The following is a 23,571-nucleotide window of genomic DNA, read 5'->3' on the forward strand; positions in this document are numbered from 1 at the left end:
TTTGAAATATCAGATAATAAATAGAAGAATGGGGGGATGTAGATCGTGGCAAAGAAAAAAAAGTCCAAAAAAGAAAAACAATCAGTGGCAGTAAATAAAGATGCTGCAATTTCAAGATTTCGTAATCGGATTATGAGTGATGAGACAGTGAAATATATTTATTCTGAAAAAGAATCAATACTTCATGACAAGCATTGTTTGTATGCCAAAGAGATCCCAGATAGTGATTTGTTTTATGAAAAGCAGTATTTGCCATCTATGAAACAGTGTCCAAAGTGTGCATTGCGTGCATATATCAGTTCGGGGGCCAAAGACAGTCAGAATATATCCATGTATTTGAAATTATTTAAACAGTTTCAGATCAAACTAAAACAAATACGTCATATGTATATTGATTGTGGAATGCAGACGGAGGCTTTTCCGAATATGATGATGGTATGGGATCGCGAAGATGCTTGGAAGATACAACCGATCCGAGGAAGAGGGCAGGTGTGTCTATATCATAATAATTATCATATCAATGAAGAAGGTAAGCGGGTTTTTGACAAGGGATTTCACATTCAAAGCGAATATTTAAGCAGGACAACCATTGATAAGGCGTTGGAAGCGATAGAAACATATTCTTATTCGAAACACCGTAGTGCAGCAAAAGTAAATAGTAAGCTTACGAATGGATCTGACAAAGAAGCAGCAGGTTTTGCAGCAAATAAACGTGTAAAAGGGCTGTTAGAGAAAGTACGGGGGTGGTTCGCTGCTTGGAACACAAAGGAAACGGAGGAACACTTGGGACTTCGGCTCGACAATTTCAAAATACCGTCCAGGGATGGCTATCCACATGATGGAGAGCGCTGCGTGTATATCTGGGAAGGCAGAGATGGCGAACGGAAGTGGCAAGTGGGTGCGTATGAATGGAGTAACCGTGCATTTACTGTGCAGTTTGGCAACAACCATTTTGTGACAGACAAGAATAAGGTGATCGCTTGGAAACGGATTGACAGTACACAAGGTATTATCGGTGACTGTGGCGAGAATCGGTACATTGGGGTTGACAAATGAGGAAAGTTCTAGTAACATAACAGCGTTATGTTACGGCTGTGTCGGTGAAATAGCATTTTGACTGAGGATATGTGCATGGGGATTTCATGACAGAGCATAGAGTGGTATGAGGAAATGGAGTTTGCGATGGGAACAGAGTCTGCATCACTAGAGACAAAGGTTCGCTTACAGCAGTGTGCAGTATGTGAATTTATGGAGAAAGGTTTTTTGAAAGCTTCTTTGCGGTCTATTTGCCGTGAGGCGGGAGTGACAACGGGGGCGTTGTACTTTTTCTTTCAAGATAAGGATGACCTGTTTGTTTCTTTAGTGGGTGACGTTTTACAGCAGATTCAGGGTATGATGCAGGAACATTTTGATAAAGAGCGTGTTGAGGCAGACGGGGACACCGCTGTTGATCTTGAAACTGGTGATTATTCAGAGGATGAGGCGGTTTCAAAAATGATCATTCATGCACTTTATGAGCAGCGTGACAGTGCATTGCTGTTATTGACAAGATCCCAGGGATCGTCGTTGGAGGGTGCGGTTGACGAATTGATTCGGGTGGTTACGATTCATTATCGTATGCTGGCGGATGCGATGACGGAGAAGTTAGGCATGGACCGTTGGAGGAATCTTTCGTACATTGGATATCCCATATGCAGATCGATACATTTATTTATATGATCACGCATATTGAGAAAGAGGAAGAAGCACTTCGTTATATCCAGCAGGCGACACATTATATGGTGAATGGCTGGTATGGAATGTTCCGCAGTTTGGGCAATGACCGTACCTGATATACGGTCAGAGAATACTGTTGGAAAATGTTGATGAAATAAGGTTACTATAGGAGCTGTTTCAGAGATAGCTCCTTAAAAATAACAGATAACATAACAGCGTTATGTTAAGGCGAGTGCAAGTTGCACGGAGTAGATTGGAGGATGCAATGTATATTGAAGTAAAGGATCTGAAAAAAAGTTATGGCACCGGTGATAGTAAAGTGCAGGTGCTGCGTGGCGTTACAACGGAAGTGGAGCAAGGAAAAATGTGCGTTATTCAAGGAACGAGTGGTTCTGGTAAATCCACGTTATTGAACTGTATTGGGGGACTGGATACGATCGACTCAGGATCTGTTGTTGTCAATGGTACGCAGATTGCAGGCATGACACAGGATGCTTTGGCAGAGTATCGCCGTGCTAATTTAGGATTTATCTTTCAGTTCTATAATCTGGTGCCAAACCTGACGGTTCGTGAGAATATTCAGGTGTGTCAGTACTTGACAAAACAGCCATTAGATATGGATGATCTGCTTGAAACTCTCGGATTATCGGAGCATCAGGATAAATTTCCTTCACAGCTTTCGGGTGGACAGCAGCAACGGTGTGCGATCGCACGTGCTCTGATCAAAAATCCGGCATTGCTGTTATGTGATGAACCAACGGGAGCACTGGACTCGAATACCTCTAGAGATATTTTGGTGTTATTAGAGCAGATCAATCAAAAATATGGAACAACAATGCTTATTGTCACGCATAATAATTCGATCAAAAATATGGTACATCAGGTTATTCGGATTAAAGATGGCATGATCCGAGAGTGTTATGAAAATGAAACACGAGTACCGGCAGCAGAATTGGAAGATCTTTAATATAGCAAAGGAAAGGCAAGGTTATTGTTATGCAGACAATATTACGAAAAAGAGTATTGCGTGATCTGAAAGAGAATTTGTTTCGTTATCTTGCGTTGGGGATATTGATACTTGTCAGTATGTATCTTATTGTAAGTATGTTAGGTGCGGCGGAAACGATCATTCAGGGCAGAGAGTACTTTGAAAAACAACAGAATGTTGAGGCGGGACAGTTTACGGTGTTTGTTCCATTGAATAAGACACAGATTGGAGAATTAAAACGTAAAGGAGTACAGTTAGAAAATACTTTTTATATGGATTTTTCCGTGAAAGATGACAGTACACTTCGTATCTTTAAGGATAGAACATCGATCGATAAAGTATATGTAGAAAAGGGACATAAGGCACACAAATCCAACGAATTGGTGTTGGAAAAAAGATATTGCGAGACGAAAAAACTTCAGGTGGGCGATACGATTCAGATCGCCGATAAATCTTTCACGGTGACAGGAATCGGCTGTGCACCGGATTACAATTCTACGTTGAAAAGTATTAGTGACAGTACGGTAGACAGCAAACAGTTTGGCGTTGCGTTTTTAACATCGGAAGGCTATCAGAGTTTATTAGACAGCGGCAAGAGTGCGAAAACGGAAGAGTATGTATACGCGTATCGTTTGTCGAGGGGGATGACGGATAAAAAACTCAAGGAGATACTCAATGAATATAAGGTAGATGCCTCTGATATTAATGATACGTACTTTCAAGAGTATTGGAAACATACCGGCAAGAAGAAAGATGATCTGCAAGACGGCATTAAGAAGTTAAATGATGGCGCAGTGACACTGCGGAATGGTTTGTCGAAGCTTTCGGATCATAAGGATGATCTGCAAAAGGGAGCATCACACGTATTTGATGCGTATTTACAACAGGCATCGGATGCTCTGCAGGAATATGGACTGCAGGGAACTCTTACGGAAGATAATTACCGTACAAAATTAGAAAACATGTACCAAAAGTCGGACAATGCGTTGTTTCGCCTAGAGTTGTCCTCAGTGAAAGAACAGTTGATCGGTCTTCAGGCGTATAAGGATGGAGTAGATGAATATACAGAGGGGGTGTCAAAAGCCTCCAAGGGAGCTGGAAAGTTACAAAAGGGAACGAACAAATTAAAGAATAAGACGGATGATATTATTGATGAATATTTTTCGTTTGACCTGAGCAATTTGACGCAGTTTTTGAAAGCGGCAGATAATCCGCGTATTGGTGCTGCAGCAGAAGATCAGGTGATCAACAAATATGCCGGTCTGGTTGCCGGAGTCATAATTATTATATTATTTGCCTATGTGATTTCCGTCTTTGTTGTGCATGGTATTGAACGGGAAAGCAGTGTTATTGGAGCATTATATGCACTTGGTGTCAAAAGAAATGATCTCTTGCGTCATTATTTGACACTGCCGGTCTGTGTGACAATGTTATTTAGCGTGCTTGGCACAGTAATTGGCTATTCTCCAATCGGTGTACAGACCCAGATGGCAGATGTTTATGCGTATTTTTCAATTAAGCAGATGTCACCTGTTTATGCGCCATATATTTTGGCCTATGCGCTGGTGATGCCTGGAGTGATGGCAGCGATCGTCAACTGGTTTGTGATCCGTGGAAAGCTTTCCAGACCGGTATTATCCCTGATGCGTAAAGAAGCCAAGGAACCACCGGTGCGAAAGGTGCAGATCCATCGGTTTGGTTTTATTGGGACATTTCGTCTGCGTCAGATGCTGCGTGAATTGAGAACCGGTTTGACGGTTGTTTTTGGTTTGTTTATCTGTATGTTGATCACAATGCTGGCGCTCGATTGCTATGTTATGTGTGAGAATGTAAATGTTGAGAGCAAACGAGATACGAAATTTTCCTATATGTATACCTATAAGTATCCGGATGAAAAAGTTCCGGCACACGGGGCACCGGGATTTGCGAAGAGTCTTAAGCGTGAAATGTATGGTAATAATCTGGATGTTACACTGTTAGGTATTACGAAGGATAATCCATACTTTGATGCGAAGGTCACGAAATCGGCGAATAGGGTGATCTTATCCAGTGCTGCCGCTGAGAAATATCAGCTTGGAAAAGGTGACAAGATTATTCTGACGGATGAAGAGGAAGAAAGAGATTATGCCTTTACGGTAGATGGAGTTACTAATTATTCTGCCGGTTTATATGTGTTTATGAATATAGACAGCATGCGGGAACTATTTGGTCAGGAGGATACCTACTTTAATGTGGTCTTTTCAGATCGCAAATTATCCATTCCTTCCGGCAAGTTGTATTCGATCCTATCCCGCCAAGAGATTGAAAAATCATCGGAGATTTTTGTAAACATGATGATGAACATGATCTATACATTGTTGATCGTTTCGGCGGTAATCTTTTGTGTGGTAATGTATTTGATGATGAAAGTGATGATCGATCGTTCTGCGTTCGGCATCTCGCTTGTCAAAATATTTGGCTATCGCATGAAAGAAATTCGCAAACTGTATCTTAATGGAAACTTTTATGTGATCGCTGTTGGAACGGCAGTCTGCATTCCGTTGGCGAAGGTTGTGATGGATGCGATGTATCCGTTGATGGTAAGCAATGTAGCGAGTGGCTGTAATATACATTTTGGATGGCAGATCTATGTAGGATTATATGTATGCGTAATAGCATTGTATTTTGCCATCAATCATTTTTTGGTAAAACATTTGCAAAAGATCGAGCCGGCAGAAGTCCTCAAAAACCGCGAGTGATCTTTTTGGAAGGTGCGTTGTTGTATTAAGTGCCAAAGTAAGGTAAAATGTAAAGAGGAATTTACAATCGCACTGTGTCTGGAAAGGAGCAGCGGCTTGGACAATAAGAAAATGATGATGGACAAACAGATGGCAGAGGGGATTGCATTGCATCAGGCGATCCTTCTTGCCGGAATGGCACATAAGGGACAATTGCGCAAGGGGACAGCGTTAGATTATCTGGTGCATCCGATGGAAGTGTTAGAAATATTATCTTCCATGCATGCCGATATTAATCTGCGTATTGCAGGGGTGCTGCATGACACATTAGAGGATACAAAGCTATCCGCGATACAGATTAGAGAGCAGTTTGGGGATGATGTAGCAGATCTTGTGGTTGAACATACCGAAAATAAGGAGAGATCATGGAAAGAACGCAAACAGGAACATATTAGAAAGTTGTATCACGGTTCTACGAGACATCGGATGTTGGTGCTTGCGGACAGTTTATCGAATCTGCGCAGTATGGCGGCAGATTATAAAGTGGAGGGGAACGATCTTTGGAAGCGATTTCGTGCACCAAAGGATGAACAGAATTGGTATTATCACGGAATGCGGCGCGGTATGGCTGATCTTGAGTCGCTGCCGGAGACGCAGGGGGCATATTTGGAAATGACGGCGTTGTGCTATCAGGTGTTCGGTGAAGAGATCACACTGTAAAGAAGAGGCGAAACAATTAGGTGTTTAGTGGTGGAATCGCCCGATGCTGCAATTAGGTGTTAAGTGGTGGAATCGTCAGACTATGCGAGCAGGTGCCTTGCGGTAAGATAACAGAGCAGTGCCATAAATGCCTGACTGAGTATTGTGCCATAAATGTATGCCATAATGCCGAAATGCGGAACAAGTGCAATGAGACAAAAAAGTTTCATGCTCTGGCTTACGCAGGTGATCAAAAAAGTATCTTTGGTTTTGCCCAGCCCGTTGATAATGCTTGTAAGCGTTGTTGACAGATAGAGAAATGGGCATAATAGCGAGAACAGGCGTAAGAATTCTCCGGCAGTCTGATCGTGAAAACAAAAATCGCCGAGAAAATTGCCAAAAATCATGAAAAAGGCGGTGCAGGCAGCACCCAGTAACAGACTGTATTTGTTGGAAGTGGAAAAATAGCGGTGTACCTTTGCGTGGTCACCGTCGGAGGAAGAGGTTGCAACAGCAGGAAGCAGCATTAATGCGATGGCATTTGTAATACTGGATGGAAACAGGATAAATGGCATGACCATGCCGGATATGATTCCATAAATACTCAAGGCTTCCTTTGTGGAACAGCCGTATTGACGCAGTGCGGCAGCGATAAAAACAGATTCTGCACTGTGCAGCAAAGCGATGATCAGTTTGGTGCCGGTCAGACTGGTACTTAATGAAAGTAATGGAACTGAATAATGGCGTAAGCCGTGTCGAAAGGAGGACAGAGCATTTGCTTTGTCCTTTTTTGGCTGATGCATATATTTATACACATTATAGACAGCGGAGACAATTTCACCAACGACGATTCCCCATACCGCAATGATGCAGTTATGTTCAGCGCTGCCCGGAAAGATGATGAGCAGCATAAAAACGAATGACAGACGACTGATCTGTTCGACAATCTGCGTTATAGATGGAACGGTGGCGTTTTGTATGCCGTAGTAATATCCATTAATACAGGCACCAACGCCACAAAAGGGAAACAGCATGCACATAATCTGCAAATAAGGTGCACACTCCGGTGCCATAATGAAACGTGCAGCGATCCAATCTGCTTTTGTGTATACCCAAAAAGTGAGGCTGCCGGCAAGCAGAAAGGAGAGGATACACCCAAGCAGTAATATAGCTCGACAATTTTGTTCAATTGTATTTTGGAAAGTTGTCAGACCTTTCGCAGTAGGAGAGTCAGAAGAACAAAGTTTAGAACGTTTGCCTTGTTCTGCAGCAATTAATTGGGAAATAGCTGTTTGAACACCGGCGCCATAGATTGAGGAGCAGATCGCAAATATCGGAAAGATCAGTTGATAACTTCCGAGTACAGCAGCTCCCAATTTGTCGGCAAGAAAAATACGATAAAAAAATCCCAAAATACGGGTTATAAATCCCGCAGCAGTAAGCAATAGTGTCCCTTGGATGATACGGCTTTTCAATAAATTCATGTATTCCTCCGTTGGAAGTTTGCGTTCGCAGCAAAAATATTTCTTTGGGTCGTTATCAATATATGAAATGTTTCATAAAATATTAGTATAATTTACGTGGACAGAAACGGAGATTACAATGATTTATCTGGATCATGGTGCAACAACGGCGGTTCTACCGGAAGTCGTAGAAGCGATGACGCCGTATTTTGTGGAGTATTATGGGAATCCATCAGGACATTATGAATATGGGGAGACAAGCAAGAAAGCAATTGAACAGGTACGAAGAACGATCGCAGACAGTCTTGGAGCACAGCCGGAGGAAATTTATTTTACGGCGGGAGGTACGGAGAGTGATAACTGGGCGCTTCACGGAATGGCAGACCTTCATCCGGGAGGGCATATTATTACTACTCAGATCGAGCATCATGCCATACTTCATACTTGTGAGTATTTGGAGAAAAAGGGAATGCGGGTGACATATCTGCCGGTAGATGAGAAAGGGATGATCTCGTTGGATCAGTTGGAGGATGCGATCTGTGAGGAGACTTGTATGATCTCTGTGATGTTTGCAAACAATGAGATTGGCACAATACAGCCGATTGATGATATTGGAAAGATAGCGACCAAGTATAATATATGTTTTCACACGGACGCAGTACAGGCATATATGCATTTAAGGATCAATGTGCATGACATGGCAATCTCTATGCTCAGTGCAAGCGCACATAAGTTTGGCGGTCCCAAAGGGGTTGGTTTTTTGTATATCAGGAAAGATCAGCCTATTAGAGCGTTTATGCACGGCGGAAGTCAGGAACGGCATATGCGGAGTGGTACGGAGAATGTACCCGGTATTGTAGGGATGGGAAAAGCAGTCGAATTGGGGATGAAACATGGAAAAGAAGAGGCTGCCTATGTAAAAAAACTGCGTAATGATACGATAAAAAAATTGTTTCGGGAAATTCCGTATTTGCGCCTAAATGGGGATTTTCATCATCGTTTGCCGGGTAATATAAATATTAGTTTTCAATTTGTGGAAGCACAGTCTCTTCTCGTTCTTTTAGATATGCAGGGGATCTGTGCTTCGGCAGGATCAGCATGTACTTCGGGGGATAAAGGAATATCCCACGTGCTGCAGGCGATCCATCTTCGTGAGGATCTGGCACGTGGGACATTACGGTTTACGTTAGGGGCAGATAATACGCCCGAAGAAATGGAGGAGTTGGTAAAGCAGTTGAAATTGCTTGTTAATGATCTCCGTTCTTTTTGAAAATTGATCAAGACAGCGGGATCATTCGTGGTTTGCGGTCTTTGAATTCCGTATAATAACGGAAACCGCATTGTGACAAAACTTCCGGAACTTGTTCAAAAGAATATCCTAAATGTTTTGCTTCGTGGGCGTCCGAACCGATCGATAGTATTTCGCCTCCTAACTCCAAATAGCGGGTTAGGATCTTTTCGTGAGGATTCGGATGTCCTAATCCATATTTCCAGCCTGCTGTGTTAATTTCTATGCCACGCCCCTGATCGATCAGGAGCTGCAGTATTTCATCTATAATATCCATAAATTGATCGGTGCATTTTTCAAGATAAAAATCTTTGGCGGCAATATCATCACCGAGCTGTCGCATGGTTGGTGTATAGCGCAAAATATAGTCGAGATGTCCATATACGTCAAAGTCGAATCCGAGCTGCAGATTGTTTAATGTTGTTTCATAGTATTGACGGATTCCGTCAGCCTCTTCGTAGCCCTCCCAAAACGAATCATAATACGGATCCGTGTTGTCGACGAGATGGGTAGAGCCGATCACAAAATCAAAGTCATAGTTGTTGATCAAAGCGGATGCCTGTGGGAGGGCGGAATCTTTCAGCCCCAGCTCAACACCCTGTCTGATTTCCAAATTTGGAAATTTCGGCCGGATCTGCTGTAAGGCCACAATATAAGCCCTAGGATCAAATTCAAAGTTCATCCCATTGCCGAGATCCGGAAAATCATAATCCATATGATCGGTAATGCAGATGGAAGATAAACCGATTTCCACGGCTTGTGTGAGCATCTGTTCCAGAGGTTCCTCCGAATCGGAAGAAAAAACGGTGTGAACATGATTGTCTGATCGTATCATAATTAGTTCTTATACTCCTTTCATACTTCGCGAATACCGGTAATATCCGTTGATATTGTCATGGAATAATTTGTATAATATACCACAAATCCCGGTTTACTGCCGTTGGGTTTTTTGATGTGTTTCTTTTGGATATAATCAACCTCAGCTTTATCCTGACTGCTTGCCTTTGAAAAATGAGCAGCTAAGCGTGCTGCCTCCTCGAAAGTCTGATCAGGCAATTCTTTGCCTTCCGTTTTGACGATGACATGAGAACCGGCACTTGCTTTGGCATGGAACCACCAGTCATTTCCGGTAGCCAAATGGAAAGTCAGCTCATCATTTTGATAATTGTTTTTGCCAACATACATATCAAATCCATCGGAAGAGATAAAGTGCATCGGTTTGCTCTTTTCGCTGTGTTTAGCACCGCGCTTGCCATTGCTGTGCTTGCGGATATAGCCGTATTCCGTTAGTTCGCGCTTTATATCAGCCAGATCGCTTTCCTGTCTGGCAATATCTAAGGCGTTACTGATCGATTCCAAATGTTCAATATCTTCTTTGGTTTCTGCAATCTGTACAGTCAAAGCTTCGTAAGTTCGTTTTTGTTTTGCATAGCGGTCGAAATAGCGCTTGGCATTTTCTAGCGCAGACTTTGTCTCATCGAGTGGGATCGTGACCGGTTCATTCGTATAATAATTGTCGCAGGTTAAAGATTTTTCACCGCCTTGCAGCTCATACCCGTAGGTTGTCAACAACTCACCGTATATTTTGTATTTTTCGCGTTTTTGGGTGTCTTTTAACTGACGGCTTTGTAAGTCGTATTTTTTGGTGGCACGTTCCAATGCTGTCGTGGTGATACGCCTTAAATCCGAGGATTTTTGATGAATGCGGGTCAGTATTTCTTTCGTTTCATAATAGGAACGAAGCATCGTGCTGACATCCGACAGGGCGGTACACTGATAGGATGCATCCTGTTCATAGCCGGTCAAATGGATGCTGGAAAATTCTACCGGCATATCGTTTTTAGTAATGATCGTCGGGGTGAAAGCATTTTCTTTTACCTGGTCAATGATCCGCATAACGTTACGGTACAGATGCAGCTGTTCCATTTCGGAGAGAGAATCTGTGCTTGTGCGGTCTGACAGGCTGGCACGATATAACATTTCCCCGGCAACGACCGGGCTGAGACCGGTAAGTGATGTATACAATGCTTTCACCGGAGTAACCGGCTTTGTCATGACCTGCTCCATAAATTGTTCTTCCGTTAGTGAGAGCGGGTCTAATTTATGCTGCGTATTTGGGATAAAGTAGGTTCGGCCGGGAAGTACTTCTCGGACAGAACTTACTAATAGTGATATATGTTTGATGCTGTCAATGATCGTATTATCTTCTTCACAGAAAATAATATTACTGTGTTTACCCATCAGTTCGACGTAGAGCTGCTTGGTACACAGATCCCCCATTTCGTTGAGGTGTTCTAAACGGAAGCGAAGAACGCGTTCCAATCCAATCTGTTCGATCCCGACAATGCGGCAGTTATTTAAATGCTTGCGCAAAACCATACAAAAGGTGGGCGCCTGCAGTGGAGAAGTTTTATTGTCCTCTGTCAGATATATAAGCGGTAAACTGGGATTGACGGAAATTACGAGCATATGTTTGCTTCGGATCGTTTTACCGTCTGTCCCTTCTTTACTTTGTTTGATCGTGAGCAGAAGTTCATCCTTTTCCGGTTGTGCGATCTTAGTGATCCGGCCGCCGGTTAAGATCTTGTTTAATTCGTTTGTGATATTTGCGATCACGATTCCATCTAAAGCCATAGTCTTTTCCATGCCTTTCTATTATCTTTTTAACTACTGACAGTATATTTAGAAATGGAAGAGAATGCAAGGTGAAAATAGGAATTTGTGATTTTTGTCGAAGTATGGTATACTGCTTGTTTGCGTAATGGATTGCGGAGAAAATGATGAGAAAGAGTGGTAAAAGAATTGATTCGTTTTATATATGTAATTGTCGGTAATCTTCATCGTGCCTGGATGATCCCGTTGATGGGTTATTATTCCAGACATCCGGAGAAGTATTCGGAACGATTTCGTTATGAATATAATAAACATGCGATCCGTTTGATGAATCATACCGGACGGATCTATACGCAAGCCTATGGAGCGGAAAATCTTCCAAAAGACGGGGGATATGTCATGTTCGCCAATCATCAGGGAAAATATGATGCACTTGGTATTATGCTGACGCATGAGGAGCCTTGTTCCGTAGTGATGGATGAAGCACGCAGCAAGATGCCATTAGTAAAACAGTTTATTGATATGGTAGGCGGCAAAAGACTCTGCCTGCATGATCTGAGGCAGGCAGCAAGGGTTATCCGTGAGGTAAGTAAAGAAGTTGGGTACGGACGTAAATATATTATTTTCCCGGCAGGCGGTTACAGCCATCGCAATGGCAATCATGTGGATGCGTTTAAGGCGGGCAGCTTTAAGAGTGCCATGCGTGCGAAAGCACCGATCGTACCGGTTGCACTGGTAGATTCGTGGAAAGTGTTTGATCTGTGGTCTTTGCGTAAAGTGAATACACAGGTATATTATTTGAAACCGATTCCTTACGAGGAATATCGGAATATGAAATCAGTAGAAGTTGCTAAGTTAGTATATGATCGCATTACAGCGGCGATCGCCTATGCGGAAAAATATCATCCGGAAATTGCAGTGATACAGTAAAGCTGATAGAGAAGTCGTGCAACATAAGGTGCATCGGCTTCTTTTATTTTTGAAGAGGATGCGATGGGAATGCTTTGTAGCAGGGTATCGTTTAAGTAGTAATTTTCATATCCGATAATATCTCCGGAGCGGATGGGAGCTTTGAGGGAATGAGGCAGTTCATAGCAGATCCTGAGTGTATCAGCAGAGGTCATGAGTAACTTGGTGTCTCTGGCAGGAACACTTCGCCGTGGCTGCATAATATTAGATCGACCGCCGTGAACCGGGATTTTTTGGAGCATTGGTGTTTCGGTCAGTCTTACAAGTTTATAATTAGTAAAACCATAGTCCATGAGTTTTTTCGTGTCAGTCCATTTATATGTTTTATGAGGTGGCCAGCCACAGGCTAAGACGCTGGAGATTAAGGTGATATCGCCTCTTTTTGCAGCACCACAGAAACAATATCCGGCATTGCCGGTAAATCCGGTCTTGATGCCGATCGCACCTGCATAATTTGTCAGAAAAGCATCGTGATTTGTTACGTGATATTGTTTGGTGTTTGTTCGGTTTGCAAAGGAATGGGCGGGAGTGCGGATGATCTTGCAGAAAGTCTGATTCTGCAGTGCATAGGATGCGATCAGGCACAGTTCTTTGGCGGTCGTATAATGTTCATCAGCATCCAAACCATTAGGGGTTACAAAGTGTGTGGAAGACAGACCGAGTTCTACTGCTTTTTCGTTCATTTTGTCAGCGAAGGCTCGGTGGAACCACTGACATGCTCTGCAATAGCAACTGCAGTGTCGTTATGAGATTCCAACAACAGGGAATACAATAGATCACGCAGCGTGAATTGTTCGCCGGACATGGCATTTAACTGAACATCCGGCATAGAAGCTGCATGTGAAGAAAACGTGATGGTATCTGACAGATCTGAAGATTCCAGTGCGATGAGAGCGGTCATGATCTTGGTAGTACTTGCCATGGGGAGTTTTTCGTCAGCATTTTTGGCAAAAAGAACCATACCGCTGTCAGCATCGATCAGGCAGGCTGCTTTAGCATTGAGCGAGGAAGGAAATTTGGTGGTGGTGTCTGTCACCCCCAGCTCACGTGCGGTATATTGGATGTTTTGCTGAACGATTTGTTTTGACCTGGGAGAATAGGCAGGAAGTGTGACAAGCAGTTTGTTCAGCCCTGCGTCAAAGCATAGAGAAGACAAGCCGATACTTATGAGAAACAGTGAGAAACTGATGATTTTTTGGAGTTTTGCATACATAAAAAACACCTCAGCCGGGTTTGTATTAATCTTATGATATTCCGAAAAAAATATGAGAAAAAGGTTGCCTTTTTATCACAAAAGGGCTAGAATTATCATTGGTGTAAATTTTGTTTATACATGACTTTTTCGCCTTGGCGAAATGAGTCAGATAAATATCAGAATATGGAGGGCTGAACATGAGTAACACAAATGCTTTATCAGCAAAAGACCGCATTGCGGGACTTGTTGATGAGAACAGTTTTGTTGAAATCGGTGCCGGTATCACCAAGAGAAGCACAGATTTTAACATGCAGGAGAAGTCAGTGCCATCTGATGGTGTCATCACAGGATATGGTTTGATCCAGAATAATCCGGTGTATGTATACAGTCAGGATGCATCCGCACTGAATGGAACAATTGGAGAGATGCACGCAAGAAAAATTGCACATATTTATGAGCTTGCCATGAAGACGGGGGTTCCTGTGATCGGCTTGATCGATTGTGCAGGAATGCGTTTACAGGAGGCAACAGATGCACTTGCAGGATTTGGTCAGATTTACCAGATGAAAGCAAAAGCTTCTGGTGTAGTACCGCAGATCAGTGCAATCTTTGGCAATTGCGGTGGTGGTGTTGCAGTGATGGCTGCTATGAGTGATTTCACATTCATGGAGCAGAAAGAAGCCAAACTTTTTGTGAATTCTCCAAACACATTGGAGGGCAACTATACAGACAAGCTGGATACGGCATCTGCTGATTTCCAGAAGACAGCATCTACAGTGGATTTTGTGATCGAGGGTGAGGCTGAGGTCCTTGCAGCAGTGAGAGAGTTAGTTTCCATCCTGCCTGAGAATAACAATTCTGAAGCAGGTTCCGCAGAGTGTATGGACGATCTTAATCGTGATGTACCTGATTTTGCGGCAGAGGCAGCAGACCCTGCGGCAGCACTTGCAGATCTTGGCGATAACAACTTCTTCTTAGAGGTAAAGAGCGGCTATGCACAGGAAATGGTTACCGGTTTCTTATGCTTCGATGGAATGACTGTTGGTGCCGTTGCAAACCGTACTAAGAAATATGATGAAGAGGGTAAGGAAACTGCTTCTTTTGAGGCAAGACTTACAACAGCAGGATGTGAGAAGGCAGCAGCTTTTGTAAAGACTTGTGATGCGTTCAACATTCCGGTACTTACCTTGACGAATGTAGAGGGTTATGCAACTTCTGTTGAAGAGGAGAAGACGATCGCGGCAGCAGCAGCTAAGCTTACGGCAGCATTTGCTGAGTCAGATGTACCAAAGGTAAATATGATCACAGGCAATGCCTATGGCAGTGCTTACATAACAATGAATTCCAAGCACATTGGCGCTGATATGGTATTTGCATTAAATGGAGCAAAGGTCGGTATGATGGACGCGAATGTTGCAGCAAAGATCATGTATGCAGATGATAAGGATGCGGATCTTGCAGAGAAGGCAGCCCAGTTCGCAGCTCAGTCCGGAACAGAGGCAGCAGCAGCCAGAGGTTATGTTGATTCTGTCATTGAGCCGGCAAGTGCCAGAAAGCAGCTATTGTATGCTTTTGAGATGCTTTATAACAAATGTGAGTATCCGATCGGCAAGAAACATGGAACCATCTAAGTAAGGAGAGGCAATATGAAGAAGAAAGTGTCTTTGATTCTCTGCATTCTCACCTGTGCTTTGCTGGTAGCAGGCTGTAACGTCAGCTTGACGAAACAGAACAAAAATTTCAACGAAAAGAAGTTGGAAAAGCAAACAGATAAATATCTGCAGAAGTGGTTTACAACAGACCACAAAGGTCAGGTAGAGCAGTTAGAATCCGCAATTGAGTATTATGATGGAATGAAAGACAGTCTCAGCGAAGACGAATGGAATTCCTATTTAGAGCAGCGCAAGACAGCCCAAGAACAGATCAAAGAGTACAAAGAGGCTGTTAAGCAGAAAAAGAAGTTTGGTGACGAGATGGATAAAAAGATCTCTACAGACTTTACGGTAAGTTCTACTTCCGCAACAGTCAATGAGACCATCCGCACAACAAAAGGTAAGACATTCATCTATTCGGTATCTTATGACAAAGACGGTAATAAGACCGAAGAAAAGATTGATGAATATAAGACAATGGGAGCAAAGATGGTCAAGGCCGGCATAAATACGATCCTTAGTATGGCAATCGTATTTTGCGTATTGATCTTTATATCCCTGATCATTGCCTGCTTCAAGGTGATCGGCTGGGCTCAGAACCGCAAGAATGCTAAGCAGGTTGATAAGGCAAAGGCTCAGCTCGCTTCAGTAGAAACAGCACCGCAGCCGGTAGAGGAGAACCTCGTTGATGATCTGGAACTGGTTGCTGTGATCACTGCAGCCATTGCAGCAAGTGAAAATGCAAGCGCAGATGGATTGGTAGTTCGTTCTATCATTCGTCGCTAACACAAAAATAATTGGAGGACAAATCGATGAAAAATTATACAATTACTGTGAATGGTAACGTTTATGATGTAACAGTGGAAGAGGGTGCAGCAGGTGCAGCAACAAGCGCACCAAAGGCAGCAGCACCAAAAGCTGCAGCTCCGAAAGCAGCACCAAAGGCAGCAGCAGGACAGGGTTCTGTTAAGGTGAATTCCCCGATGCCTGGTAAGATCCTTTCTGTAAAGGCCAGCGTAGGTCAGGCAGTGAAAAAAGGCGAGGTTCTAATGATCCTTGAAGCTATGAAGATGGAGAACGAGGTGGTAGCACCGGAAGATGGAACTGTTGCCAGCATTGATGTAGCTGCGGGTGATTCTGTAGAAGCAGGAGTTGTACTTGCAACATTAAACTAGGAGGGATCTAACATTGGATTACGTAATTAACACGTTAGAGAACTTAGTAGGTCAGACTGCGTTTGCCAACTTAACGCTTGGCAATTATCTTATGATCTTAGTCGGCTGCTTGTTTCTCTATTTGGCGATTAAAAAAGAATATGAGCCATTGCTGTTAGTTCCTATTGCGTTTGGTATGATCCTGGTTAATATTTATCCGGATATCATGGCGAATCCAGAGGATACTTCAAACGGTGTTGGCGGTTTGTTACATTATTTTTACATTTTGGATGAGTGGAGTATCTTACCTTCCCTGATCTTCTTGGGAGTAGGAGCGATGACCGATTTTGGTCCGCTGATCGCAAATCCGATGAGTTTCCTGCTTGGTGCAGCAGCTCAGTTTGGTATTTTCTCCGCTTACCTGATTGCAATCTGGTTTGGCTTTTCTGATAAAGCTGCGGCTGCAATCTCTATCATTGGTGGTGCCGATGGCCCGACATCTATTTTCCTTTGCGGTAAATTGAAACAGACAGAATATATGGGACCGATCGCGGTTGCTGCATATTCTTACATGTCTTTGGTGCCAATTATCCAGCCACCGATCATGAAGTTATTTACTACGGAAAAAGAGCGTAAGATCAAGATGGAACAGCTTCGTCCGGTATCTAAATTGGAGAGAATCCTGTTCCCGATCATCGTTACGATCATTGTATGTTTGCTGCTTCCAACGACAGCACCACTGGTTGGTATGCTGATGCTCGGTAACCTTTTCAAAGAGTCCGGTGTTGTAAAGCAGTTGACAGAGACTGCAAGCAACGCATTGATGTACATCGTTGTTATTCTTCTTGGTACATCGGTAGGCGCATCTACCAGTGCAGAGGCATTCTTAAAAGTTACAACCTTAAAGATTGTTGCTCTTGGTTTGATCGCATTTGCAGTAGGTACTGCAGCAGGTGTATTGTTCGGTAAGTTGATGTGCCTGGTTACAAAGGGCAAGGTAAACCCATTGATCGGTTCTGCAGGTGTATCTGCTGTGCCGATGGCAGCGCGTGTATCGCAGAAGGTCGGTGCTGAAGCGGATCCAACCAACTTCCTGCTTATGCATGCAATGGGACCTAACGTTGCCGGAGTTATCGGTACGGCAGTTGCCGCCGGTGTATTTATGGCGATCTTTGGAATTTAACACTAGAAACATATAATTAGTCGCGAGAAGATCATATACAGCCCTTTGGCTGGCTGTATACATCTTCCGGCGCAGAAAAGAGGAGAACTATGGCAGAGAAGAAACCATTGAAGATTACGGAGACCGTACTTCGTGATGCGCATCAGTCTCTGATTGCTACTCGTATGACAACAGAGCAGATGCTTCCGATTGTTGATAAAATGGATAAGATTGGATACCATGCAGTAGAGTGCTGGGGTGGAGCTACATTTGATGCATCCCTTCGCTTTTTGAAAGAGGATCCATGGGAGAGACTTCGTAAGTTAAGAGACGGCTTTAAGAATACAAAGCTTCAGATGTTATTCCGTGGACAGAATATTCTTGGTTACAATCATTATGCAGATGATGTGGTAGAGTATTTTGTACAGAAATCTATCGCAAACGGTATTGATATTATCCGTATTTTTGACTGCTTGAATGACCTTCGCAACTTGGAGACAGCGGTAAAGGCTGCTAACAAAGAGAATGGTCATGCGCAGATCGCATTGTCTTATACATTGGGTGATGCATATACATTAGATTACTGGAAAGACATGGCTAAACGTATCGAGGATATGGGTGCAAAGTCACTTTGTATCAAAGATATGGCTGGTCTGCTTGTTCCTACAAAGGCTACAGAGCTTGTACAGGCATTGAAAGAGTCTGTAGAGATTCCGATCGACCTGCATACACATTATACTTCCGGTGTGGCTTCTATGACTTATATGAAGGCAGTAGAGGCAGGCTGTGACATCATAGATACGGCGATCAGCCCATTCTCTATGGGAACCAGTCAGCCGGCAACCGAGGTTATGGTTGAGGCATTCAAGGGTACTGAGTATGATACCGGTCTGGATCAGGCAAAACTTGCTGAGATTGCTGATTACTTCCGTCCAATGCGTGAAGATGCATTGAAGAGTGGTTTGATGAATACAAAAGTACTTGGCGTTAATATTCAGACACTTCGTTATCAGGTTCCTGGTGGAATGCTTAGTAACTTGGTATCCCAGTTGAAAGAGATGGGACAGGAAGATAAATATGAGCAGGTATTAGAGGAAGTGCCAAGAGTACGTAAAGATTTTGGTGAGCCTCCTTTGGTTACACCTTCTTCACAGATCGTTGGTACACAGGCAGTGCTTAACGTAGTGTCCGGTGAGCGTTATAAGATGGTAACCAAAGAGTCTAAAAAGCTTCTGTCCGGTCAGTTTGGCCAAACAGTTAAGCCGTTTAATCCGGAAGTACAGAAGAAATGTATTGGCGATGAGAAGCCGATCACATGCCGTCCGGCAGATCTGATCAAGCCACAGCTTGCAGATATTGAGAAGGAAATGGCACAGTACAAGCAGCAGGATGAAGATGTGTTGTCTTATGCATTGTTCCCACAGGTTGCTACTGAGTTCTTCAAATACCGTGAGGCACAGCAGAATAAAGTAGATGCAAGTGCTGCAGACACAGAGACAAAGGCTTATCCGGTATAATTGATTTAAAAGATTAAAGTTGCGCTTGAGGTGATTTCTATCTGTGTAGGATAGAAATTGTCTCAAGCATTTTCTCTATACAGGACTTTTTATTCCTGAAGATCGAGAATATCAAATAATATTCCGTGGGGATGCGGTTGAAAATGGAGGATGGACACAATGGAAAGTAATGCGATAGAAGAGAGAGTTGAATTATCTATGCTGTATGACTTTTATGGTGCCTTGTTGAAAGAAAATCAGCAAAGAATGTTTGAAGCGTGCATCTTGGATGACTATGGTTACACAGAGATAGCGGAGGAAGAGGGGATTTCAAGACAGGGCGTATACGATGCGATCAAGCGTGCTTCGAAGCAATTACGGGAATATGAGCAGAAACTTGGCCTTGTGGCACGTTTTCAACGTCATAAGGCACAGGTAAAACAGGTACAGAAAGAATTGGAAGCCAAAGGTTTATCTGGTGATGAGGAGCAATGGAAGACGTTGTTCACGCTGTTAGAGGAGATCACATCAGAATAGGGATCACATATATCTGGCTGGGATTATATTAGAGCCCGGGATATAGATTTTAGTTATTGTGAGGATACGGTTGCATTAGCTGACATATTTTAGTATAGTTATTACAAAGCAGTTTGGCAGTAGGATTCTGTCAGCCTTTAAGTTTGTATCTGCTTTAGAATATCAGGCAGATACGAAGCGTATGAAAATGATTGTTTTAAAAGAATAGGAGGGTGAAGTATGAAAAAAACATCAAGAGTATTAGCAATACTGTTAGCATTGGCACTTATTGTAGGGATGGTACCATTTAGTACGAAAGACGTTTCGGCGGCAACTGATGAGAGCTATATGTTAGAGGCATCCGGAGCAGCTACGGCAGGAGTGCCGATCGAGGCAACATTTACGATGCAGAGCAGTGGCGTGGCTCAGTTTGCAATTGCTGTAGCAACGCAATGTAATGTAACATATTCATTCCGTAATAGTGCGGGAGAGACAGTATATGGACCAAAGACTTTTTTGGAGTCAGATTCCCAGTGGAGTTCAACAGGAAGTTATCCTGCATTTGCATTTGCAGTGAATGTGCCGCAGGGAACATATACCATTTCTGTAACTTTTGACGTTGATCAGTTGGCTTATGCAGTTCTTGGACAGCCTGATCTGACATCTACGCCGACACCGACGCCGAAGTTGGCTCCAACCATTGACTCTAAGACGTTGACGATCACAAAGGGATTTAAGGATCAAATAAAGATCTTAAATGCAGGTGGTGCTAGGATTACTTATAAGTCCAGCAACGCAAAGGTTGCAGCAGTGAACAGCAAGGGTAAGGTGACAGCTAAGAAGAAAGGTACAGCGACGATCACGGTAAAGACGTCTACCGGTTTTACGATTCCTTGCAAGGTAATTGTAAAAGATAATGTATATACGGTACGGAAAGTTGCTGTGAGTGCATTGCCGGCAGGAAGTTTTGGCGTGAATGTATATAAGATGTCTTATGACAAGAAAGGCAACCTTGTCTTAAAAGCCAGAATGTTAAATAACCGTGGTTACAAGGCAAAATATTTGAAGAATTTTAAGATTACGGTAAAAAACGGCAAAGGAAAGAAAATTGGCGTATATTCAGCTAAGAAATTAACGATCAATTTGAAATCCGGTAAATCTAAGGCATATACCTTTAAGATCAAGAAATCCAAGCTGAAAATTAAAAAAACACAGGATCTGCGTAATGCCTCTTATCCGAAGTCAACCGGAAAGTACTATTATACGTATCGATAATAGCAGTATTTGTGTCGCCGGACAATGATAATAGATTTTAACTTTAGAAAAACTTTGTCAAGAAAAATGCTTGACAAAGTTTTTCTGGTTCGTTATACTATGACTTGTGTTTGACAAAGAGGAGGTTATTTATGGCATTCGATTTGACAGAAAAATTACAAAATGTTTTTAAAAACCTTCGAAGCAAAGGTCGTTTGACCGAGGAGGATGTAAAGGCAGCACTTAAGGAAGTCAAGATGGCTTTGTTAGAAGCTGATGTAACTTCAAGGTTGTTAAGAACTTTGTGAAAAAAGTGCAGGAACGCGCAGTTGGACAAGATGTTCTAAACAGCTTGACACCGGGCCAGATGGTCGTGAAGCTGGTAAATGAGGAGCTTGTCGCATTGATGGGAAGCGAGACGACAGAGATCGCACTCCGACCTTCCAATGAAATAACAGTACTGCTGATGTGTGGTCTGCAAGGTGCCGGTAAGACGACAACAACGGCGAAGATAGCCGGAAAGCTTAAGAAAAAAGGCAGAAAGCCTTTGCTTGTAGCATGTGATGTGTATCGTCCGGCAGCGATCGACCAGTTAAAGATCAATGGTGAGAAACAGGATGTGGAAGTTTTTGCCATGGGGACAAATCATAAACCGGTTGATATTGCGAAAGCAGCGATGGAGCATGCATCTAAGAATGGATTGAATGTGGTGATCTTGGATACAGCGGGTCGACTTCATGTGGATGAAGATATGATGGCTGAGCTGCAGGAGATTCAAGCGGGTGTTGCCGTGGATCAGAAGATTCTGGTCGTTGATGCGATGACCGGTCAGGATGCGGTAAATGTAGCATCTACGTTTAATGAAAAGATCGGTATTGATGGTGTGATCCTGACGAAGTTAGATGGTGACACGCGAGGTGGTGCTGCACTTTCTATCAAGGAAGTTACCGGGTGTCCGATCCTATTTGTTGGTATGGGCGAGAAGCTTTCGGATCTGGAACAGTTTCATCCGGATCGTATGGCATCGCGTATATTGGGAATGGGTGATGTGCTAACCTTGATCGAGAAGGCAGAGGCTGAGATCGATCAGGATAAAGCCAAAGAGATGGAGAAAAAATTCCGTAAAGCGGAATTTGATTTCAATGATTTCCTGGATCAGTTAGCCCAGATGAAGAAGATGGGTGGTATTCAAAGTATTTTGAGTATGCTGCCCGGTATGGGGCTTCCGGCTGATCTGAATATAGATGATGATGTGTTTAAGAGCACAGAGGCGATCATATATTCAATGACTCGCGAAGAGCGTGGTAATCCCGCTATCATCAATCCGTCACGCAAACGTCGTATTGCGAAAGGCGCAGGAGTTGATATTTCAGAAGTTAATAAGCTGATCAAGCAGTTTGAGCAATCCAAAAAGATGATGAAGCAGATGTCCGGTATGATGGGCGGTAAAGGCAAACGTCGTCGTGGAGGCATGCCAAAGTTGCCATTTGGCTTTTAACGATATAAATGTAGATTTAAGGAGGTGAAAATCGTGGCAGTAAAGATTAGATTAAGAAGAATGGGTAAGAAGAAAGCACCTTTCTATAGAGTAGTTGTAGCTGATTCCCGTTCTCCAAGAGATGGAAAGTTCATCGAGGAGATTGGTACTTACGATCCTAATCAGGACCCTAGTGTATTCAAATTTGATGAGGAAGCAGCAAAGAAGTGGTTAGCAAATGGTGCTAAGCCAACTGAGACAGTAGGCAAGCTTTTGAAGCAGGCTGGAATCACAGAGTAATTCTTGTACACGGGGAGGTTTCAGGTATGAGAGAATTGGTAGAGGTTCTTGCACAGTCCCTTGTTGACCACCCTGAAGAGGTCACCGTTCAGGAGACTGAGAAAGATAACGAGATTCTGTTAGAGCTCAAAGTAGCTCAAGAAGATATGGGCAAAGTTATTGGAAAGCAGGGCCGTATTGCTAAGGCAATCCGTGCTGTTGTCAAGGCTGCCGCTTCTAAGACAGACAAAAAGGTTATCGTGGAAATTGGTCAGTAAACTGACTGTTTACGCCTGTAGCTTATGCTATGGGCGTTTATTTCTTTATAGGAAACTGCTCACAATGTGGTGCTATGCCACCAAGAATTGCTTTAGCAATTCTTGCAAAGCAAAATGCTGGCTTTGCTTTTTTATTGGAGGATAAAAATGGAAGATATGTTTCGCGTTGGCGTAATCGCTAATACACATGGTATTCGTGGGGAAGTCAAAGTGTATCCTACGACAGATGATGTGACACGTTACAAAAAATTAAAAGAAGTTTTATTAGATACCGGAAAAGAATATAAGACCTTAGAAATTGCATCGACACGATTTTTTAAGAATCTCGTGATCGTGAAGTTCAAAGGGATTGATAATATTAATGATATTGAACAATACAAAGGCCACGATCTATATGTCACGCGTGAAAATGCAATCCCATTGGAAGAGGGAGAATATTATCTGGCAGACATTATAGACGCCAAGGTTGTTACGGAAGAGGGAGAAGATTTTGGCATTTTGAAAGATGTCCTGGAAACAGGAGCCAATCTTGTATACGTTGTCGAACACGAGGGGAAAGAAGTACTGCTTCCTGTTATACCGGAATGTGTTAAAAACGTCGATGTCTCCGCTAGGATCGTAACGGTACATATTATGAAAGGATTAGTGTAAAAAA

At 43.0% G+C, this 23,571-nt stretch carries 23 protein-coding genes and 1 pseudogene; 19 read left to right on the forward strand and 5 right to left on the reverse strand.

The window, feature by feature from the left end:
• Positions 1-45 precede the first annotated feature (45 nt).
• The 6 genes from DW981_RS02145 to DW981_RS02165 all read left to right on the forward strand — a co-directional run bounded on the left by DW981_RS02145 (position 46) and on the right by DW981_RS02165 (position 6,141).
• Positions 46-1,056, forward strand: a complete 1,011-nt coding sequence (locus DW981_RS02145; RefSeq protein WP_022025735.1) for a hypothetical protein — start codon at positions 46-48, stop codon at positions 1,054-1,056.
• Positions 1,057-1,182: 126 nt separating this feature from the next.
• Positions 1,183-1,719, forward strand: a complete 537-nt coding sequence (locus DW981_RS02150) for a TetR/AcrR family transcriptional regulator (protein ID WP_182434092.1) — start codon at positions 1,183-1,185, stop codon at positions 1,717-1,719.
• Positions 1,692-1,832: a hypothetical protein gene (locus tag DW981_RS14970; RefSeq protein ID WP_022025737.1), complete on the forward strand. Its 141-nt coding sequence runs from the start codon at positions 1,692-1,694 to the stop codon at positions 1,830-1,832. Before DW981_RS02150 ends, DW981_RS14970 begins: the two co-directional genes overlap by 28 nt.
• Before the next feature lie 149 nt (positions 1,833-1,981).
• Positions 1,982-2,683: an ABC transporter ATP-binding protein gene (locus DW981_RS02155; RefSeq protein WP_022025738.1), complete on the forward strand. Its 702-nt coding sequence runs from the start codon at positions 1,982-1,984 to the stop codon at positions 2,681-2,683.
• Between the two features lie 29 nt (positions 2,684-2,712).
• Entirely contained in the window at positions 2,713-5,442 is a 2,730-nt protein-coding gene (locus DW981_RS02160; RefSeq protein WP_118506617.1) for an FtsX-like permease family protein, read from the forward strand.
• A 96-nt stretch (positions 5,443-5,538) separates the two neighbouring features.
• Complete coding sequence (locus tag DW981_RS02165) at positions 5,539-6,141, forward strand: HD domain-containing protein (protein WP_118506618.1); 603 nt, start codon at positions 5,539-5,541, stop codon at positions 6,139-6,141.
• Between the two features lie 80 nt (positions 6,142-6,221).
• Here DW981_RS02165 and DW981_RS02170 read toward each other — a convergent pair whose 3' ends face one another.
• Complete coding sequence (locus tag DW981_RS02170) at positions 6,222-7,604, reverse strand: polysaccharide biosynthesis protein (protein ID WP_118506619.1); 1,383 nt, start codon at positions 7,602-7,604, stop codon at positions 6,222-6,224.
• Between the two features lie 118 nt (positions 7,605-7,722).
• Here DW981_RS02170 and DW981_RS02175 point away from each other — a divergent pair, with 118 nt between their 5' ends.
• Positions 7,723-8,853, forward strand: coding sequence for an aminotransferase class V-fold PLP-dependent enzyme (locus DW981_RS02175; RefSeq protein WP_118506620.1), 1,131 nt, complete (start codon positions 7,723-7,725; stop codon positions 8,851-8,853).
• 7 nt (positions 8,854-8,860) lie between these two features.
• Here the strand turns inward: DW981_RS02175 and DW981_RS02180 are convergent, their stop codons facing one another.
• Positions 8,861-9,706: a histidinol-phosphatase HisJ family protein gene (locus DW981_RS02180; RefSeq protein WP_118506621.1), complete on the reverse strand. Its 846-nt coding sequence runs from the start codon at positions 9,704-9,706 to the stop codon at positions 8,861-8,863.
• Positions 9,707-9,726: 20 nt separating this feature from the next.
• Complete coding sequence (locus tag DW981_RS02185) at positions 9,727-11,505, reverse strand: NFACT RNA binding domain-containing protein (protein ID WP_118506650.1); 1,779 nt, start codon at positions 11,503-11,505, stop codon at positions 9,727-9,729.
• Between the two features lie 156 nt (positions 11,506-11,661).
• On the opposite strand from DW981_RS02185, the gene DW981_RS02190 reads away from it, so the two are divergent.
• Entirely contained in the window at positions 11,662-12,414 is a 753-nt protein-coding gene (locus tag DW981_RS02190) for a lysophospholipid acyltransferase family protein (RefSeq protein ID WP_243034639.1), read from the forward strand.
• Here DW981_RS02190 and DW981_RS02195 read toward each other — a convergent pair.
• Together DW981_RS02195 and DW981_RS02200 are read right to left on the reverse strand one after the other, a co-directional pair.
• Positions 12,387-13,136: a D-alanyl-D-alanine carboxypeptidase gene (locus DW981_RS02195; protein WP_118506622.1), complete on the reverse strand. Its 750-nt coding sequence runs from the start codon at positions 13,134-13,136 to the stop codon at positions 12,387-12,389. The two genes, DW981_RS02190 and DW981_RS02195, sit on opposite strands and share 28 nt — an antisense overlap.
• Complete coding sequence (locus tag DW981_RS02200) at positions 13,133-13,666, reverse strand: serine hydrolase (RefSeq protein WP_118506623.1); 534 nt, start codon at positions 13,664-13,666, stop codon at positions 13,133-13,135. Before DW981_RS02200 ends, DW981_RS02195 begins: the two co-directional genes overlap by 4 nt.
• 179 nt (positions 13,667-13,845) lie before the next feature.
• Between DW981_RS02200 and DW981_RS02205 the strand changes: the two genes are divergently transcribed.
• The 11 genes and pseudogenes from DW981_RS02205 (at position 13,846) to rimM (ending at position 23,567) form a co-directional block, all read left to right on the forward strand.
• A complete protein-coding gene (locus DW981_RS02205) occupies positions 13,846-15,279 on the forward strand; it encodes a carboxyl transferase domain-containing protein (RefSeq protein WP_118506624.1) in 1,434 nt (477 codons plus the stop codon).
• A gap of 15 nt (positions 15,280-15,294) precedes the next feature.
• Complete coding sequence (locus DW981_RS02210; protein ID WP_022025748.1) at positions 15,295-16,086, forward strand: OadG family protein; 792 nt, start codon at positions 15,295-15,297, stop codon at positions 16,084-16,086.
• A gap of 26 nt (positions 16,087-16,112) precedes the next feature.
• Positions 16,113-16,475 (forward strand): biotin/lipoyl-containing protein, encoded by a 363-nt coding sequence (locus DW981_RS02215; RefSeq protein WP_022025749.1) that lies wholly within the window; start codon positions 16,113-16,115, stop codon positions 16,473-16,475.
• A gap of 13 nt (positions 16,476-16,488) precedes the next feature.
• A complete protein-coding gene (locus DW981_RS02220; RefSeq protein ID WP_118506625.1) occupies positions 16,489-17,637 on the forward strand; it encodes a sodium ion-translocating decarboxylase subunit beta in 1,149 nt (382 codons plus the stop codon).
• A gap of 89 nt (positions 17,638-17,726) precedes the next feature.
• Positions 17,727-19,133 carry an oxaloacetate decarboxylase subunit alpha gene (locus tag DW981_RS02225; RefSeq protein WP_022025751.1) on the forward strand — a complete coding sequence of 469 codons (1,407 nt, stop codon included), beginning with the start codon at positions 17,727-17,729 and terminating at the stop codon, positions 19,131-19,133.
• Between the two features lie 159 nt (positions 19,134-19,292).
• Complete coding sequence (gene ylxM / locus DW981_RS02230; protein ID WP_022025752.1) at positions 19,293-19,649, forward strand: YlxM family DNA-binding protein; 357 nt, start codon at positions 19,293-19,295, stop codon at positions 19,647-19,649.
• Positions 19,650-19,868: 219 nt separating this feature from the next.
• The gene (locus DW981_RS02235) at positions 19,869-20,903 is read left to right on the forward strand and encodes an Ig-like domain-containing protein (RefSeq protein WP_118506626.1); all 1,035 of its coding nucleotides are present in this window, start codon (positions 19,869-19,871) and stop codon (positions 20,901-20,903) included.
• Between the two features lie 131 nt (positions 20,904-21,034).
• Positions 21,035-22,380: pseudogene (gene ffh / locus DW981_RS02240) on the forward strand (signal recognition particle protein).
• Positions 22,381-22,413: 33 nt separating this feature from the next.
• Positions 22,414-22,659, forward strand: a complete 246-nt coding sequence (rpsP, locus tag DW981_RS02245; protein ID WP_022025755.1) for a 30S ribosomal protein S16 — start codon at positions 22,414-22,416, stop codon at positions 22,657-22,659.
• A 26-nt stretch (positions 22,660-22,685) separates the two neighbouring features.
• Complete coding sequence (locus DW981_RS02250; RefSeq protein ID WP_022025756.1) at positions 22,686-22,916, forward strand: KH domain-containing protein; 231 nt, start codon at positions 22,686-22,688, stop codon at positions 22,914-22,916.
• A 147-nt stretch (positions 22,917-23,063) separates the two neighbouring features.
• A complete protein-coding gene (gene rimM / locus DW981_RS02255) occupies positions 23,064-23,567 on the forward strand; it encodes a ribosome maturation factor RimM (protein WP_118506627.1) in 504 nt (167 codons plus the stop codon).
• Positions 23,568-23,571: the final 4 nt, after the last annotated feature.

The organism is Clostridium sp. AM49-4BH (genome assembly GCF_003478335.1).
Lineage (GTDB): Bacteria > Bacillota > Clostridia > Lachnospirales > Lachnospiraceae > Butyribacter.

What these genes read in the sequence shown, in the direction of transcription:
- DW981_RS02180 (WP_118506621.1), bottom strand. Translation starts at nt 9,706, where the DNA reads ATGATACGATCAGACAATCATGTTCACACCGTTTTTTCTTCCGATTCG.
- DW981_RS02215 (WP_022025749.1), top strand. Translation starts at nt 16,113, where the DNA reads ATGAAAAATTATACAATTACTGTGAATGGTAACGTTTATGATGTAACA.
- DW981_RS02150 (WP_182434092.1), top strand. Translation starts at nt 1,183, where the DNA reads ATGGGAACAGAGTCTGCATCACTAGAGACAAAGGTTCGCTTACAGCAG.
- DW981_RS02250 (WP_022025756.1), top strand. Translation starts at nt 22,686, where the DNA reads ATGAGAGAATTGGTAGAGGTTCTTGCACAGTCCCTTGTTGACCACCCT.
- DW981_RS02195 (WP_118506622.1), bottom strand. Translation starts at nt 13,136, where the DNA reads ATGAACGAAAAAGCAGTAGAACTCGGTCTGTCTTCCACACACTTTGTA.
- DW981_RS02185 (WP_118506650.1), bottom strand. Translation starts at nt 11,505, where the DNA reads ATGGCTTTAGATGGAATCGTGATCGCAAATATCACAAACGAATTAAAC.
- DW981_RS02155 (WP_022025738.1), top strand. Translation starts at nt 1,982, where the DNA reads ATGTATATTGAAGTAAAGGATCTGAAAAAAAGTTATGGCACCGGTGAT.
- DW981_RS14970 (WP_022025737.1), top strand. Translation starts at nt 1,692, where the DNA reads ATGCAGATCGATACATTTATTTATATGATCACGCATATTGAGAAAGAG.
- DW981_RS02200 (WP_118506623.1), bottom strand. Translation starts at nt 13,666, where the DNA reads ATGTATGCAAAACTCCAAAAAATCATCAGTTTCTCACTGTTTCTCATA.
- DW981_RS02170 (WP_118506619.1), bottom strand. Translation starts at nt 7,604, where the DNA reads ATGAATTTATTGAAAAGCCGTATCATCCAAGGGACACTATTGCTTACT.
- DW981_RS02160 (WP_118506617.1), top strand. Translation starts at nt 2,713, where the DNA reads ATGCAGACAATATTACGAAAAAGAGTATTGCGTGATCTGAAAGAGAAT.
- DW981_RS02205 (WP_118506624.1), top strand. Translation starts at nt 13,846, where the DNA reads ATGAGTAACACAAATGCTTTATCAGCAAAAGACCGCATTGCGGGACTT.
- DW981_RS02175 (WP_118506620.1), top strand. Translation starts at nt 7,723, where the DNA reads ATGATTTATCTGGATCATGGTGCAACAACGGCGGTTCTACCGGAAGTC.
- ylxM (WP_022025752.1), top strand. Translation starts at nt 19,293, where the DNA reads ATGGAAAGTAATGCGATAGAAGAGAGAGTTGAATTATCTATGCTGTAT.
- DW981_RS02225 (WP_022025751.1), top strand. Translation starts at nt 17,727, where the DNA reads ATGGCAGAGAAGAAACCATTGAAGATTACGGAGACCGTACTTCGTGAT.
- DW981_RS02210 (WP_022025748.1), top strand. Translation starts at nt 15,295, where the DNA reads ATGAAGAAGAAAGTGTCTTTGATTCTCTGCATTCTCACCTGTGCTTTG.
- rimM (WP_118506627.1), top strand. Translation starts at nt 23,064, where the DNA reads ATGGAAGATATGTTTCGCGTTGGCGTAATCGCTAATACACATGGTATT.
- DW981_RS02235 (WP_118506626.1), top strand. Translation starts at nt 19,869, where the DNA reads ATGAAAAAAACATCAAGAGTATTAGCAATACTGTTAGCATTGGCACTT.